General features: G+C 61.1%; 14 protein-coding genes. 7 read left to right on the top strand and 7 right to left on the bottom strand.

Translation table 11 applies throughout. The features are described from left to right. Positions 1-11: 11 nt before the first annotated feature. The 7 genes from PP1Y_RS13895 to PP1Y_RS13865 all read right to left on the bottom strand — a co-directional run bounded on the left by PP1Y_RS13895 (position 12) and on the right by PP1Y_RS13865 (position 6,425). A complete protein-coding gene (locus tag PP1Y_RS13895; RefSeq protein WP_013832811.1) occupies positions 12-863 on the bottom strand; it encodes an alpha/beta fold hydrolase in 852 nt (283 codons plus the stop codon). Positions 864-1,044: 181 nt separating this feature from the next. Further along, a complete protein-coding gene (gene gstA / locus PP1Y_RS13890) occupies positions 1,045-1,650 on the bottom strand; it encodes a glutathione transferase GstA (protein WP_013832810.1) in 606 nt (201 codons plus the stop codon). A 49-nt stretch (positions 1,651-1,699) separates the two neighbouring features. Continuing rightward, entirely contained in the window at positions 1,700-2,179 is a 480-nt protein-coding gene (locus tag PP1Y_RS13885) for an aromatic-ring-hydroxylating dioxygenase subunit beta (protein ID WP_013832809.1), read from the bottom strand. Continuing rightward, complete coding sequence (locus tag PP1Y_RS13880; protein WP_013832808.1) at positions 2,176-3,450, bottom strand: aromatic ring-hydroxylating dioxygenase subunit alpha; 1,275 nt, start codon at positions 3,448-3,450, stop codon at positions 2,176-2,178. The genes PP1Y_RS13885 and PP1Y_RS13880 overlap by 4 nt, the downstream gene beginning before the upstream one ends. Continuing rightward, a complete protein-coding gene (locus tag PP1Y_RS13875; RefSeq protein WP_232512495.1) occupies positions 3,447-4,439 on the bottom strand; it encodes a PdxA family protein in 993 nt (330 codons plus the stop codon). Before PP1Y_RS13875 ends, PP1Y_RS13880 begins: the two co-directional genes overlap by 4 nt. A 7-nt stretch (positions 4,440-4,446) precedes the next feature. Continuing rightward, entirely contained in the window at positions 4,447-4,941 is a 495-nt protein-coding gene (locus PP1Y_RS13870) for an aromatic-ring-hydroxylating dioxygenase subunit beta (RefSeq protein ID WP_013832806.1), read from the bottom strand. Next, on the bottom strand, positions 4,938-6,425 hold the full coding sequence (locus tag PP1Y_RS13865) for an SRPBCC family protein (protein ID WP_232512497.1): 1,488 nt from the start codon (positions 6,423-6,425) through the stop codon (positions 4,938-4,940). Before PP1Y_RS13865 ends, PP1Y_RS13870 begins: the two co-directional genes overlap by 4 nt. A 215-nt stretch (positions 6,426-6,640) precedes the next feature. Between PP1Y_RS13865 and bphC the strand changes: the two genes are divergently transcribed. Genes bphC through PP1Y_RS13830 form a run of 7 tightly spaced genes read left to right on the top strand, consistent with a single transcriptional unit; the run spans position 6,641 to position 15,043 of the window. Beyond that, the gene (gene bphC / locus PP1Y_RS13860; protein WP_013832804.1) at positions 6,641-7,540 is read left to right on the top strand and encodes a biphenyl-2,3-diol 1,2-dioxygenase; all 900 of its coding nucleotides are present in this window, start codon (positions 6,641-6,643) and stop codon (positions 7,538-7,540) included. Between the two features lie 50 nt (positions 7,541-7,590). Continuing rightward, positions 7,591-7,917, top strand: a complete 327-nt coding sequence (locus PP1Y_RS13855) for a non-heme iron oxygenase ferredoxin subunit (RefSeq protein ID WP_013832803.1) — start codon at positions 7,591-7,593, stop codon at positions 7,915-7,917. Beyond that, a complete protein-coding gene (locus PP1Y_RS13850; RefSeq protein ID WP_013832802.1) occupies positions 7,918-8,406 on the top strand; it encodes an aromatic-ring-hydroxylating dioxygenase subunit beta in 489 nt (162 codons plus the stop codon). Positions 8,407-8,427: 21 nt separating this feature from the next. Beyond that, positions 8,428-9,690: a Rieske 2Fe-2S domain-containing protein gene (locus tag PP1Y_RS13845; protein WP_013832801.1), complete on the top strand. Its 1,263-nt coding sequence runs from the start codon at positions 8,428-8,430 to the stop codon at positions 9,688-9,690. Continuing rightward, entirely contained in the window at positions 9,687-10,280 is a 594-nt protein-coding gene (locus PP1Y_RS13840; RefSeq protein WP_013832800.1) for a 2-hydroxychromene-2-carboxylate isomerase, read from the top strand. The genes PP1Y_RS13845 and PP1Y_RS13840 overlap by 4 nt, the downstream gene beginning before the upstream one ends. Positions 10,281-10,330: 50 nt before the next feature. Beyond that, positions 10,331-12,502, top strand: a complete 2,172-nt coding sequence (locus PP1Y_RS13835; protein ID WP_013832799.1) for a TonB-dependent receptor — start codon at positions 10,331-10,333, stop codon at positions 12,500-12,502. Positions 12,503-12,562: 60 nt separating this feature from the next. Next, positions 12,563-15,043 (top strand): TonB-dependent receptor, encoded by a 2,481-nt coding sequence (locus tag PP1Y_RS13830; protein WP_013832798.1) that lies wholly within the window; start codon positions 12,563-12,565, stop codon positions 15,041-15,043. Positions 15,044-15,059: the final 16 nt, after the last annotated feature.

The following is a 15,059-nucleotide window of genomic DNA, read 5'->3' as shown; positions in this document are numbered from 1 at the left end:
TCCTTGTCCCTTCAGGCCTTGAGGCCGTTCTCAAAAAATTCGGTCACCATGCGGTTGAAGCTCGCCATGCGTTCGATCTGCACCCAATGGCCGCATTCCGCGAATACGTGCAGGTCGGCGCGCGCCAGCAGGCTGGCCAGGCGCACGGTCGAATCCAGCGGGATCACCTGGTCGAACAGGCCGTGCAGGATGAGCGTTTCATGCTGGAGCGCCGCCACGTCTTCCTCGCGGCTTGCCAGCATCGCGATGTTGCGCTGCCGGTCCGCCCCGCCGAAGGTCGCGTGATAGGGATCGTGCGCTTCCGGACGCGCACTCGCTTCATAGCGCGACTGGATCAGGTCTTCGGTCAGACGGCTGTGGTCCCAGGCCAGGTACTTGAGCGAGGCGCGCATTTCTTCCAGCGAAGGCTGGTAGCCCCAGACCAGATCGAGCGCCGGCGTGATCGGGAAATCGAGCCCTGCCGGCCCCATCAGCACCGCCCGTTCGACCCGATCGGGATGCGCGATCATGAATGCCAGGGTGATGCCCCCGCCGAAGGAATTGCCGACCATCGAGACCTTGTCGATCCCGAGGGCATCCAGCAGCGATGCCACCTGATCGACCCACACCCGCTTGTCTTCGATTCGCCCCTTGGGATCCGAATAGCCGAAGCCGAACATGTCGGGCGCGATGACGCGGAAGCGCTTCGCCAGCTCGGGCATGTTGAGCCGCCAGTTGGCCCAGGCGGTCACCCCGGGTCCCGATCCGTGGATCAGCAGGACGGGTGCGCCCTCGCCCACATCGTGGTAGTTGGTGACGCTGCCATCGACCGTGATGGACTTGCCAATCTCCGGGCGTGCGATGTCGTTGGTTACGGCAGTCATGGCTCTCCCGATCAATTCTCAACCGATTTTTGGCCGGTTGCCTTGCCTGCCATTGCGACAGGCAAGGCAACCGGACTCGTGTTCGTTCGGATTCCCGGCGTTATTGCATAAAACAGAACGCATTTGCAAATGGAGAATGATTCAACCCGATCGCATCATGCCCCAAACCGGCCGGTCCGGCTCACGCCAGGCCTTCGGCCTTGAGCGCCGCGCCGACGGCGGGCCGCTGCGCGATCTTGCCGGCATAGGCGCCGAGCGCGGGGTAGGCGGTCATGTCGATACCGACATAGGCCGGCCAGCCCAGCATCACGAACAGGTAGATGTCGGCCACGCTGAAGGCGTTGCCCGCATAATGGTCACGCCCGGCGAGTTCCTTGTCGAGCGCGGCGAGGTGGTTCTTGACCGATTCTGCGGCCGACGCCTTCGCTTCGTCGGAGGTCCCGGGAGCAAACAGCGGCACGAACGCCTTGTGAAATTCCGAACCGAGAAAGCTGAGGCGGCTCAGCAACCGGTAGCGATCGAGGCTGCCTTCGGCCGGGGCCAGGCCGGATGCGGGGTTCTGGTCGGCAATATACAGCAGGATGGCGGGGTTTTCGGTCAGGGTCTCGCCGCTGTCCAGAGTCAGGGCCGGGACCTTGCCGGACGGATTGACGGCGAGGAAATCCTCGCCCGCCTCGGTCTTGCGTACGGCCAGATCGACCTTGACCGCTTCGAAATCGGCTCCGGTTTCGCGCAGGGCGATATGAGGGGCGAGCGAGCAGGCGCCCGGGCTGATGAACAGTTTCATTGTGCTTCTCCTCTAGGTTTCTTTTCGACGCCAGATCGATGTTCGGCCATCAGATCGGAGTCGCCAGCAGCGTCGCGATCCGATGGGTGTCGTAGACGCACATCCGGCTCACCAGTTTGGCCGCACCGTCCTTGATCGCCAGCCGGTCGACATATTTCCCGGCGTTGTAGATGCGGGTCTCACCGTCGTTGCGGGTTTGCAGCACGGCATAGCTGGCCTCGGCCGTCACGGTCTCGCCATCAGTCCCGGTCAGGACCGCCCGCGAAATCAGGTGACGGCTGAAATGTTCCGGGAAGACGTTGGCCCGGCGCAGCGCCACCACCCGATCGACCAGCATGCCCTTGCTGTCGCAATACATCACCGCGGCGGGCAGCCCGTTGTCGACATTCTCGCGGGCGATCACCTGGTAAAGGCAATCATCGACGAAAAACTCGGGCCACTGCTCGAGCCGGCCGTCATTCAGGCACAGACCGTAGGCGGCGTTCAGGCCATCGACCAGGCCCTGCAATGCGGGATCGACCAGGCTCATGCCGATGCTTCCGCGCTGGCGGCAAGGGCATCGCCCATCAGGCTTAGGTAGCCTTTCCAGAAGCCGCGCACGGCGTTCTCGTCCATGCCCATCGGCGCGTAATAGCCCCGCACGTCGTCGCCGCCCATTTCGATGAAACTGTGCTTGCCTTCGGCCCCAATCGTCCCTTGCTGGCAAAGCTCGACCGCTTCGCCGTCTTCCATCGAGATCAGGCCGGAGGGGCCGACAAGGTTCAGGTTGCGCAGGCGGTGACGCGTGGTTTCCTCATCGTCGTCAGCATAGCCGAAATAGGTCCAGACCAATTCGGTCTTGTCGACACCGTGCGTCACGATCTGGCGTGTCGCCAGCGTGTTCTGGATCTGCTGCAGAACGACCGAGGGAAACAGCGACTGGATGTGCAGGCCGACATCGTCCTCGATCTCGGGCCGGAACTGCAACAGGCTTTCGTCCTGCAATTTGGCAGCGCCTTGCATTTCGCGATTGGCCTCATCGCCGAACGAGCCGTAGTCGATGTCGCCCTTGGGCTTGGCAACGGTAAAGACGTTGTGGAAGCCTTGCTCGGCCAGTTCCCCCGCGCTGTCCTGGCTTTGCCGGTAGATTCCGAAGGTCGGGTAGAACAGGTGCAGCAAGGCCCCGTGGTAGCTGTCGCGGCTGTTCTCGGAATAGAGCTTCCAGTTACCCGCCATATATTGCCGGGAGTAACCCAGCACCTTGATCGGGTGGTGGAAAACGCGGTCGATATACTTGCGCATCACCGGACCGAGAAAATCTTCAAGCGACTCGATGTCGGTTGAAAACGTGCCGAACACCATGCCCTTGTAGCTCTCCACCCGGAGCTTTTCGAGCGAGTGAGTGGCCGGATCGAAATCCTTGTCGTAGCCCCCTACTCCCTTGAGGCCACGCCGGAACGGCACGCCGACCAGCGTGCCTTCGGCATCATAGGCCCACTGATGGTAGACGCACACGAACGCACCGTCGGCCTGGTTGCCGCGCAACGAGCGGCACACCGTCGCCCCCTTGTGCGCGCACCGGTTGACCCAGGCGTGGACCTTGTTTTCCTGACCGCGCACCAGCACCACCGGCGTTTCGCCGACATGGGTTGCGCGAAAGTCACCGGCGTTGGGTATCTCGGCTTCGAGCCCAAGGTAGCACCAGGTGCGCCCCTTGAAGACGTTGCGCTGCTCGGCAGCGAAAATCCGCGTATCGTGGTAAACCTTGTAATCGACCGCCGTCGGCAGCGAAGGTGCCCCCACTGGTGCAAAGGCATTCATTGCGCTTCTCCCACAAATCCCTGGCCCGATGCGAGCTGGCCGCAGGTGCGCATCGCGCTGCGCATCATCGCCGCGTCCGCCTTGCCCGTGCCGACAATGTCATAGGCGGTACCATGGGCGACCGACATGTGCAGATAGGGCGGCCCCATCATGATCACGCAGTTGCCCGAAAAACCCCAGGTCTTGACCGCAATGTGTCCCTGATCGTGGAAAATCGCCAGGACCATGTCGTAACGCCCCTCGATGCACTGGCGGAACACCGAATCGGGTGCAATCGGACCTTCCACCGCGATGCCCGATGCCCGCGCCCGCTCGACCCCCGGGGCAATCGCGAGCCGGTCCTCGTCACCCATGGCGTGGGGGTTGAGCCCGGCCACGGCGATACGAGGACGGGCGATTCCCCAGGATTGCATGGCATCGTTGACCTGCCCGATCGCCTTGGCCACGAGATCGGCGGTGATGACGTCGATCACCTGACGCAGCGACATGTGATCGGTGAGATGCGCGACCCGCAAGGGGCCGGTCAACAACACCAGATAGCTTTCGCCTGGCGTCGGGCTGATGACCTTGTCGAGTTTTCCGGCCATCTTGAGCGAACCGGTGCTGATCGGCCCCATGATCGTAGCGGCGAAGGACCCGTCCCGGGCCAGACCGTCCAACTCGTCCAGCCATTGCGCAGTGGCATGGCCGGCCACTTCGGTATCCTCACCCAGCGGCAGAACGCCGTCCGGCAAGGCGCCGGTGTCGATCACGTCGATCACCCCGGCCTCGTCGCTGGGCGCCTCGAACGAGCGCATCCGGCGCACCCGTGCCTTGACCCCGGTCATGTCGAGAGCACGCTCCACCGCCGCAGCCGAGCCGACCAGCACCGGTATCGACACTTCGTGCACCGATCCGTCCGCGAGCGCCTTAACTGTCACTTCGGGCCCGATCCCGGCAGGATCGCCGATCATGGTCCCGACGACGGGACGCATTGGTGAAGCTGACATGGACCGATCAGATGCTGTAGACATCGAGCATGGTCTGCGCGAGGTCGTTGATGATCACGGTCTTCTTGCGCTTGATCACAAAACTTCCGCCGACCGGCTCAAGATCGTAGAAGGCCGATCCGCTGTAGACGGTTACCACCCCATCGAGCACCGACGTCACCGTCCACGACGTGCGCGCCCGCACCAGACCATCGGCATCTTCAGTCGATAGCAGTGTGAACATGTGGGAAGTGCGCGCGCCAGGCGTGCTTGCCGAGGACCGCCCAGTGCGGATGCGAAAGACACGATCCTCAAGACCGCCGCGATTGTGGTAATAGATCAGCGAGATTTCGCGCTGCGGATCGGCGGTCAGACGCTCGCGATCATCCCAGGCCGGAACCCAGTATTCCGCGTCTTCCGCATAGAGCGACAGCCAAGTGTCCCAGTCCTTTTCGTCGAGCGCAACCGCCTCGCGGCCGAGAAAGCGGCAAACGGCCAGCCACTGCGTATCGGCCGCCGTCATCGCGCCAACTCCAGATCGCCCTTGGCAATCAATTCTGCGGTCTCCTGGTCGATCGCGGTGTTCATCCGGCTGATCCATTCGTCGTGGATGGCAACATAGAGCCCCTCGTCGGCCACCGCCGGACTGCTCATCACCGCATCCACCGCAAGCGCAGCACCGAATTGCCCGGCGTCTTTGGTCCAGCGCGTCGCGCCGCGCGACATGTCGTTCATCCGCCCTTCTCCCGCGCCAAACCCGGCCTGGCAGTTGTTGAATTCAGTCAGGTCGTCCGGCGTCGCCATGCCGCTGGCATTGAAGAAGTCCTCATACTGCCGGATCCTCAGCGCCCGGGCCGCGGCGCTTTCACCAACCGGCGCGACGCAATAGGTCGTGACCTCGGTCTCATCGACGGAGATCGGCTGAATGATCCTGATCTGCGTGCTGGTCTGATCCATCAGGAAGACATTGGGGAAAAGCTGCAGGTTGCGGATCCGCTTGTTCATCCACAGCGCCTTTTCATCGCCATGGGTATCCACGATCCAGTCGAGCACGTCAAAGTTTGGCCGGTCCCTGAAATTGGCGTAGTCGGCCCAAAGCACCGAATGTCCGTTGTGGAAGGAAAACGAGCCGCCATCCTGCTGGTTGAAATTCGCAAAATCGATCGCCTTGGTATCATTCTTCGAAGCGCCTTCGACGCGGCGCTGGACCGTCATGAAATAATTGCCGTGAACGGTGGCCACATGGTAGCCGTCGAGCCCATTCTCGACCTGCATTTTCCAGTTGCCCTTGTAGCGATAGCGGGTGGAGCCGGGAAGAACCTCCATCTCGCCGTGCTGCGACTGGTCCACCAGCAAGTCGATGAACGCCTTCGAACCGGCCAGATATTCCTCAAGCGGCAAGACATCGTCCGACAGGCTGCCAAAGATGAAGCCGCGGTAGATTTCGAGCCGGGCGATCTGGGGAAGCCCGAAATCGGCGCGGTCGAAACCGGGTCCATATCCCCCTGCCGCTTCCTCGGTGACGTCAAGAAGGTCGCCTGCGGACGAATAGGTCCAACCGTGGAAAGGACACATGAAAGTCTTCTTGTTGCCGGCTTTCTCCCGGCACACCTTGGCGCCGCGGTGAGCGCAGGCGTTGACCAGCCCACGGACCGTCCCCGAACGGTCCCGGGTGATGATCACCGGGAATCGCCCGATCTTGGTGGTCAGGAAATCGTGGGGCTTGGCGACCTGGCTTTCGTGCGCAAGGAAGATCCAGTTGCGCTCGAAAATGTATTTCATCTCGATATCGAACAGTTCGGTATCGGTGAAAGCGGCACGGTCGATCTGGAAGATTCCCCTCGCCTGATCCTTGACGAGCCACGATTTCAGTCGTTGTTTGATCGCTTGCAAATCGGCAATCCGGCCGACACGCTTCTCTGCGGCTTCCATAACGCTCCACTCCCAATAAGCGGAAGCCGCACGGACGGCTTTCGCTGGCTGGCCGAACACCTTGGCGGTGCTCACGAACCCGGCTCCACGCCGTCCGCGCATCACGGACGAATCGCTGGACCGACCTTCTGTTGCGAACTTCCTACACCAACAAATTACCCAGTGCAACGTATTGCACTATGGAGAACTATCGACTATCGCCTCGACTCGGTCGGCAAGAGTCGGCGTCAAAATAATCGGCGATGACGGTTCGGCGACACGCGAACCGCGTCCTCTGGGAGAGAAGGCAAATGGTAGCAGTCACGGAACTCGGTTACCTCGGGTTGACCGTCACCGACCTTGATGCGTGGCGCAGTTATGCTGCCGAAGTCGCCGGCATGGAGATCGTCGATGAGGGTGAAGGTGACTGCCTTTATCTGCGCATGGACCAGTGGCACCATCGCATTGCCCTGCATGCCGGTGATACCGATGATCTTGCCTATCTTGGCTGGCGCGTTGCCGGTCCGGTGGAATTCGACGCCATGGTGGCACAGCTGGCTGCCGCCGGAATCGCGGTTGAAGTGGCGAGCGAAGCCGAAGCGCGCGAACGGCGCGTGCTCGGCCTTGCCAAGCTGGCCGATCCCGGCGGAAATCCGACCGAAATCTTTTACGCACCCCAGGTCGACACCCACAAGCCCTTCCACCCCGGGCGCCCGATGTTCGGCAGGTTCCTGACCGGCTCCGAAGGGATCGGCCACTGCATCCTGCGCCAGGACGATGTTGCGGCGGCAGCGGCGTTCTATGGCCTGCTGGGACTGCGCGGGTCGGTCGAGTATCACCTGCAGCTGCCCAACGGGATGGTGGCGCAGCCGTACTTCATGCACTGCAACGAGCGGCAGCATTCGATCGCCTTCGGGCTTGGCCCGATGGAAAAACGCATCAACCACCTGATGTTCGAATATACCGACCTCGACGATCTCGGCCTCGCGCATGACATTGTGCGGGCCCGCAAGATCGACGTCGCCCTGCAACTCGGCAAGCACGCAAACGACCAGGCGCTGACCTTCTACTGCGCCAACCCGTCGGGCTGGCTGTGGGAGTTCGGCTGGGGTGCCCGCAAGGCCCCGAGCCAGCAAGAATATTACACCCGCGACATCTTCGGTCACGGCAACGAGGCTGCGGGCTACGGAATGGATATTCCCCTCGGCTGATCGCCCATTCGATCGCTTGTCCAGAACCCAGATTGGAATTGCCAGACGCCATGTCGAACAAATTGCGCCTTTGCCAAGTGGCAGACGTCAAGGACGGTGAACCGGTCGCGGTTTACCAGGAACAGATGCCTGCGCTTGCGGTCTACAACGTCGATGGCGATGTGTTCGTCACCGACAATCTGTGCACGCATGGCAATGCCATGTTGACCGATGGCTACCAGGACGGCGGGCTCATCGAATGCCCGTTCCACGGCGGTTCGTTCGACATCGCGACCGGCGCGGCCAAGGCCTTTCCCTGCCAGATTCCGCTCAGGACCTATTCCGTCACGATCGAAGACGGCTGGGTTTGCATCGACAAGCCCGAAGGGAGCGCCTGAATGCTAGCCGACGCTCCTGCACGCTTCGAAATCCAGCAGCTCGCGACCGAGCTCAACGCGCTCTACGCCGAACTCATCGACGACGATCGCCTGGAAGAATGGCCGGAACTGTTTGTTTCGGACTGCGTCTATACCGTGATCGCGCGCGAAAATTTCGAGCGAAACATGGTTTCGGCCGCGATTTATTGCGACAGCCGCGGCATGCTGGTGGATCGCATCGTGTCCCTGCGCAAGGCCAATATCTTTCCGGTTCATGCCTACCGTCATATTCTCGGTCCGACCCGGGTCGTTTCCACAACTGGAACGCTCGCCAAGGCGCAAACCAACTACGCGGTCCTCATGACCCGCACTGACGGACGCACCACGATCTACAATTCAGGCAAATATATCGACGAGATCGATCTGTCGGGCGAACGCCCGATGTTCCGTTCGAAGATCGCCGTTTTCGATACCAACCTCATCGACACGATGATGGTTCGCCCGATTTAGTCCGCGACCAGGATTTTGACCATGACCGACACAGCTGTGCTAGGTGAGAACCTCTCGAAGACCGCAACCGGAACTGGTCGCCGGGTTCCCTATCGGGTCTTCACCGACCCGGAATATCACGCGCGCGAGCAGGAAAAGATCTTCCAGGGCGAGAACTGGTCGTTCGTCGCGCTCGAAGCGGAAATCCCGGAAGCTGGCGATTTCAAATCGACGTTCATTGGCGAAACGCCGGTCATCGTTACCAGGGCTGCGGACGGCGCCGTTCATGTCGTGGTCAACCGCTGCGCCCATCGCGGCGCCCTGGTCTGCCGCGAACTGCGCGGCAATCGTCCGAACCTCGAATGCGTGTACCACCAATGGGCCTATGACCTCGCCGGCAATCTGATCGGGGTGCCGTTTCGCCGGGGTCTCAAGGGCCAGGGCGGCATGCCCGGCGATTTCGACATGAAGCAGCACGGCCTCAAGCAGCTGCGCGTCGGGATCGTCGGCGGGCTGGTCTTCGCGAGCTTTTCGCAAAGCGTGGTGCCCCTGAACGATTTTCTCGGCCCGCTGGTGGTCGAGCATGTCGAACGGATCATGCACAAGCCGATCAAGGTGCTGGGCGACCAGCGGCAATATGTTCACGGCAACTGGAAGCTCTATGCCGAGAATACCCGCGATCCCTATCACGCCAGCCTCTTGCACCTGTTCCACAACACGTTCGGCCTCTATCGCTCGACCCAGACCGGCAAGTCGGTGATGGATACCGAAAAGCGGCATTCGCTGCTCTATTCGATCGCCGCCAGCAACGACGAGACTGCTGACAAGCAGGCCTATGGCGATTCCCGGACCTTCGATACCGAGTTCAAGCTGCAGGACATGTCGCTGCTCAAGGGCCGCCAGGAATTCGAGGACGGCATTACCCTGGTTATCCTTGCGGTGTTCCCGAACCTCGTCCTCCAGCAGATCCAGAACACGCTTGCGGTGCGGCAGATCGTGCCCAAGGGGCCGGAGGCCTTCGAGCTGGTCTGGACCCACTTCGGCTATGCCGACGACGACGCCGAAATGCAGGCAATCCGGCGCAAGCAGACCAATCTGATCGGTCCGGCCGGCCTGATTTCGATGGAAGACGGCGAAGCGGTCGAAATCGTGCAGAACGCAATCGTCGGCGAGCAGCAGGCGACCTCGTTCATCGCCATGGGCGGTGGCCGCGCCGAAGATGCCGACCACCTTGTCACTGAAGGCGCCATTGTCGGCTTCTGGGACAATTACGAGAAGCTGGTCGGCTTCGAGACCGCGCGATGACCCGCAAGATTGACTTCTATTTCGACTTCATCAGTCCCTTCAGCTACCTCGCGCAGCTGAAGCTGCCCGATATTGCCCGCAAGGCCGGTTACGAACTCGAATATTGCCCGATCGATATCCCCGAGGCGAAGATCGCGGCGGGGAACTACGGCCCGTCCAATCGCGAGGTCGCCCCCAAGATCAAGGTGATGATGGCGGACCTCAACCGCTGGGCCCGCAAGTACGACGTCCCCTTGCGGTTTCCGGCCAGCTTTGCCTGCGCCGACTGGAATTGCGCCACGCTTTACGCGCGCGAGCAGGGCAAGGCGGGCGCCTATGTCACCGCCGCCTTCAATCGCATCTGGGGACAGGGCATCGATCCGGGCGACCGCGCAGAGCTGCGCGCCTGCGCAACGGAAGCCGGCCTTGACCCAGAGGGGCTGATTGCCTTCGTGGAATCGCCGATCGGCCAAAACGAATACCGCAAGGCCCGCAGCCTGGCCTACCAGCGAGGCGTGTTCGGCGCGCCATTGATGTTTGTCGACGATGAAATATTCTGGGGCAATGACCGCCTGGATTTTCTGCAAGAGTATATTTCACAACAAAAATAGTTTAGTTAATGAGCCAATATAATAAATTGCACAACGCAGGGAGAGGGAAAATGAAAAGGTTCAAAGTACGCTTGTTCGCAACTGCAACGGTCGTTCTGGCGCAGTCGCTTTTTTCTTCGGTCGTACAAGCCCAGGATACAGCGGCCGCCCAACCCGAGGACGAGCAGGCAACGACCGGTATCGAAGATATCGTCGTTACCGCAACCCGCCGCGAAGCAAGACTGCAGCAAGTGCCGGTGGCAGTGACGGCAATCGGCGGCGATGCCCTGCAATCGGCCGACGTCTCGACCGTCCGCACGCTGACCCAGGTCGTCCCCGGCTTTGTCGGCAGCCGCAACATGGGCGTGTTCCAACCAGTGGTTCGCGGCGTCGGTTCGACCGGCATCTCGATCGGCGACGAACCCAACATCGCCACCTATATCGATGGTGTTTATCAGCCCGAATCCGCCGCGAACTGGATCGATCTTGTCGAGGTCGAGCGGGTCGAAGTACTGCGCGGTCCGCAGGGCACCACCTTTGGCCGCAACGCGACCGGCGGGCTGATCAATGTCATCACCCCCGATCCGAGCTTCGATTTCCGCGGCAAGGCTTCGCTGCGGGTGGGGCGCATGCGGCGCGAGGCCGGTGATTATGATGCCCGGCTCTATGTAACCGGGCCAATCAGCGAGAAGGCCGCGATCGACCTGTCGGCGCTGTTCCGCAAGAACGATGGCTATATCGACGATCTGGTTCGCGGCGGCACCCTTGGCGACCAGCGGGTCATCGATCTGCGCAGCAAGGTTCTGTTCAAGCCGGCCGACAATTTCAAGGTAGTCCTGACCGGTGAATTCTTCGACCAGCAGAGCACGACCAATTCACCCCAGCCGGTCGATGGCAACACCGCCGGGCGCCGCTTCACCGGCGTCATTCTGCCCACCGGCCCGTGGCAGGCGTCGTTGACCGAGGTTCCCCTGCTGAACCTGCGGCGCTGGACATTCGCCCTGCACACCAAACTCGATCTGGGCGCAGTCAACCTGGAAACCACCAGCGGTTTCCTGAACCTGCGCTGGACCCAGACCACCGATTCGGACGCGTCGAACCTGCGTCTTGGAAACTTTCCGGCCATCTTCAACGCAGAATCAGGCAGCCAGGAAATCAAGCTCAGTTCGGCGAACCCCGGGCCATTTCAATGGCTGGTGGGCGGCTATTTTTACCAGTTCGGGGGCAGCTCTTTCCTCCAACCATGGACGGCCGCGAATCCCACCCTCCCCCTCGCCGGGCCGACTCTCGAACCGGACCTCGGCGGCCGCTCCTTCGCGGGTTTTGCCGACGTGACCTATGAGGCCACGCCCGGCCTGTTCGTCAATCTCGGCGGTCGTTACACCACGGAAAAGCGTGAATTCTCGCAGACGGTGAATGGCAACCTGGTCGTCAACAACGTCGACAAGACGTTCAACAAGTTCAATTACAAGGTTGGCCTTCGTTACGAAATCAACAACACCACGAACGTCTATGCGAGCTGGAGCACCGCTTTCAAGAGCGGTGTCTACAACATGGCCAGTACCCGCAGCGTGCCGGTCGAGCCTGAAGAGATCAAGGCCGCCGAATTCGGGATCAAGTCGGACCCGTTCAATTGGCTGCGGGTCAACCTTGCGACATATTACTACGACTACAAGAACCTTCAGCTTCAGTCGAAGGATAACCTCGGAGCGGGTTACATCCTCCAGAATGCTGCCAATGCGGAAATCTATGGCGGCGAACTGGAATTGACCGTGGCACCGACCAGCGATCTGAAGCTGCGCGGCGCCCTGGCCTATACCCACGCTCGCTACAAGGATTTCATCGCGGCGCAGGGCTTTATCTCGCGGGTTGACGGCGGAAATACCGTCGTGACGCTGGATGCCTCGGGCAACGTCATGACCCGGGCGCCCGAGTGGTCCGGTAATGTCGGTTTTGACTGGGGGCACGACCTGGCGGGTGGCCGCCTGTCGCTCAACGGCAATCTTTCGTTCAGCTCGCGCCTCTACTACGATTTCGCCAACAACTTCTCGCAGAAAGCCTACTCGCTGACCAACCTGTCGGCTTCCTGGACGCCCGAGAGCGAGAACTGGAAGTTCTCGATTTGGGCGACCAACCTGACCAACGAGAAGGTCTTCCAGACGATGCGTCCTGGCGCCCTTTCGAACGACGGTTTCTACGAACAGCCGCGCAAAGTTGGCGCGACGGTCGAAGTCAAGTTTTAAGAACAAGGTGGAAAAATAGATCGGAACCGCGATCAAAATAGAACTCAAGGGAGAAATGCCATGTCAGTGATTTACCGCACGAGCAACCGCAAGCGGCGGCTGCTAGCCGGCAGCAGCCTTGCGCTTGCCTGCCTTGCCATAGCGCCGACCAATGCCTTTGCGCAGGACGCCGCAGCAGGCGATGCCGCACAGGAAGCCCAAAGCCAGGGCGGACTCGACGAGATTCTCGTCACCGCGCGCAAGCGTGAGGAAAATGCCCAGGAAACCCCGGTGGCCATCACCGCGATGAGCGGGGCCATGATCGAGGACCGCCAGATTGCCAACGTGGCGCAGGTCGCGTCCTATGCACCTAACGTCAACATTCAGCCAGTCGGCAACATTTCGGGCTCAAGCGCCTCGCTCACCGCATTCATCCGCGGCGTCGGCCAGACCGATTTCAACATCACCGTCGATCCGGGCGTCGGCATCTATGTCGATGGCGTCTACGTGGCGCGCTCGGTGGGCGGGCTGCTCGACATGGCTGACATCAGCAACGTGCAGATCCTGCGCGGTCCGCAGGGCACGCTGTTCGGCAAGAACACCATCGGCGGCGCGATCATCGTCAACACCAACCAGCCGAGCAACGATTTCGAGCTCAAGCTCGAAGCCGCGACCGGCAGCTTCAATCGCGCCGATATCAAGGGCCTGATCAACGTTCCGATTAGCGACACGCTGGCGATGCGAGCCGTGGCTTCCTACGAAACCCGCGATGGCTACCAGCGGCGCCTGTTCGACGGCGGGCGTCAGGGCAACAAGGACAGCTTCTCGGGCCGAGTGGCGTTCAAGTGGACGCCGACCGACGCCTTCACCGCGATTCTCGCTGGCGACGTCAACATTCGACGGGAAGAGCAGACAGCCATCTACCTGATCGAGAACCGCGATTCGCCCGATCTGTTGCAGATCGTCACCACACCGTTCGGCACTGTGGCCTTCCCCAGTTCCAATTTCGCTTTCAACAAGCTCGGCCTGGGCGCTGGACAGTGCGGACTTCCGGGCGAACTGGCCCCGGTCAGCAATCCCAATTGCGTATCCTCGCGCTGGGTGACCGGAGATATCGACACGACCTGGGCCGGCGGCCCGAACCGTTCGGACTTCGACCTCTGGGGCGTCAACCTGACCATGGAATACGATTTCGGCGATATTTCGCTCAAATCGATCAGCGCCTATCGCGACCAGAAGTCGGTCATCGAATACGACTTCGACGGCACCCCGCACGAAGTCCTGCAGCTGACAAACAATGTCGACGTGTGGCAGGCATCGCAGGAATTGCAGCTGAACGGCAGCGTGTTCGACGACACGCTCAAGTTCGCGCTTGGCGCCTATTATCTGAAGGAAAAAGGTGGCGACATCGAGCCGCTGCGCTTCGGGTTCGCCAACTTCTTCAGCGGCGGCCTGATCGATAACGACAGCTATGCTGGCTATCTCCAGTTCACCTACAAGGTCACTGACAAGCTTTCGATCACGCCGGGCATCCGCTACACCGATGAGACCAAACGGTTTGATCCTTCGGCCCAGGTCATCACTCGGGACTACACCGCAGGGCTGCTTCCGCCCTATCCCGATGGCGTGTTCATCCAGTATAGCCGTTGCCTCGTAGGCCAAGCAACGCCGCAGCTTATCCCGAGCGGCCCTCTTGCCGGCTTCCCCGATCCAGCCTGCGTGGCAACAGCAACCAATCCGGGTGGGAACCACACTCTCCCTGCGGTCCAGGTTTCGGCAAAGGCCAAGGAATGGACCCCGGCGGTCTCGGTGAACTATCAGTTCACCGATGATGTCATGGGTTATGTGTCCTACTCGAAAGGCTTTAAGAACGGTGGCTTCAGCCAGCGAATCTTCCCTGCCGAACTAGCGACACCGGCCTTCTCTCCGGAGTTCGTCACATCGTATGAAGTCGGCCTGAAGACCGAGCTGTTTGACCGGCGCTTGCGTATGAACCTTGCGTTGTTCCAGTCCGATTACAGCGACATCCAGATCGTGGTCAACGAAGGGATTGCACCCAAGGTCCGCAACGGTGGCGAGGGGCGGATCAAGGGCTTCGAAATCGAAGGCCAGGCCGCACCGACCGACTGGCTGCGGATCGACTATGGTGTCGGCTATCTGGATGCCTTCTATCGCTCCGTCGATCCCACTGCTTTCCCCGTCAACACGAACTCCAAGTTCGCGTTCGTTCCGAAATGGACCGCGACGGTCGCGGCAAACGCCACCGTGTTCGATGGCGACAAGGGCAAGCTGGTCCTGCGCGGTGACTGGTATCACCAGAGCGGCACCTTCAAGGATGCCGTGAACAGCCCGCAGCTGTTCCAACCGGCCTACAGCGTGTTCGGCGCCAGCGCTTCCTACACCGATCCCAGCGATCACTTCACGCTGACCGCCGGCGTCACCAACATCGGCGACGAGCGCTACCTTCAGGGCGGCTATGTCGATCTGAATGTCGGCGGCGCTGCCACGGCAAGCTATTCGCGTCCGCGCGAATGGTTCCTCAAGCTGGCGTACAAGTACTAAGCTCTCCCGGGACGGT

The organism is Novosphingobium sp. PP1Y (assembly GCF_000253255.1).
Taxonomy (GTDB): domain Bacteria; phylum Pseudomonadota; class Alphaproteobacteria; order Sphingomonadales; family Sphingomonadaceae; genus Novosphingobium.
Note: the sequence above shows the minus strand (reverse complement) of the source record. Positions and strands in the feature narration are given on the sequence as shown.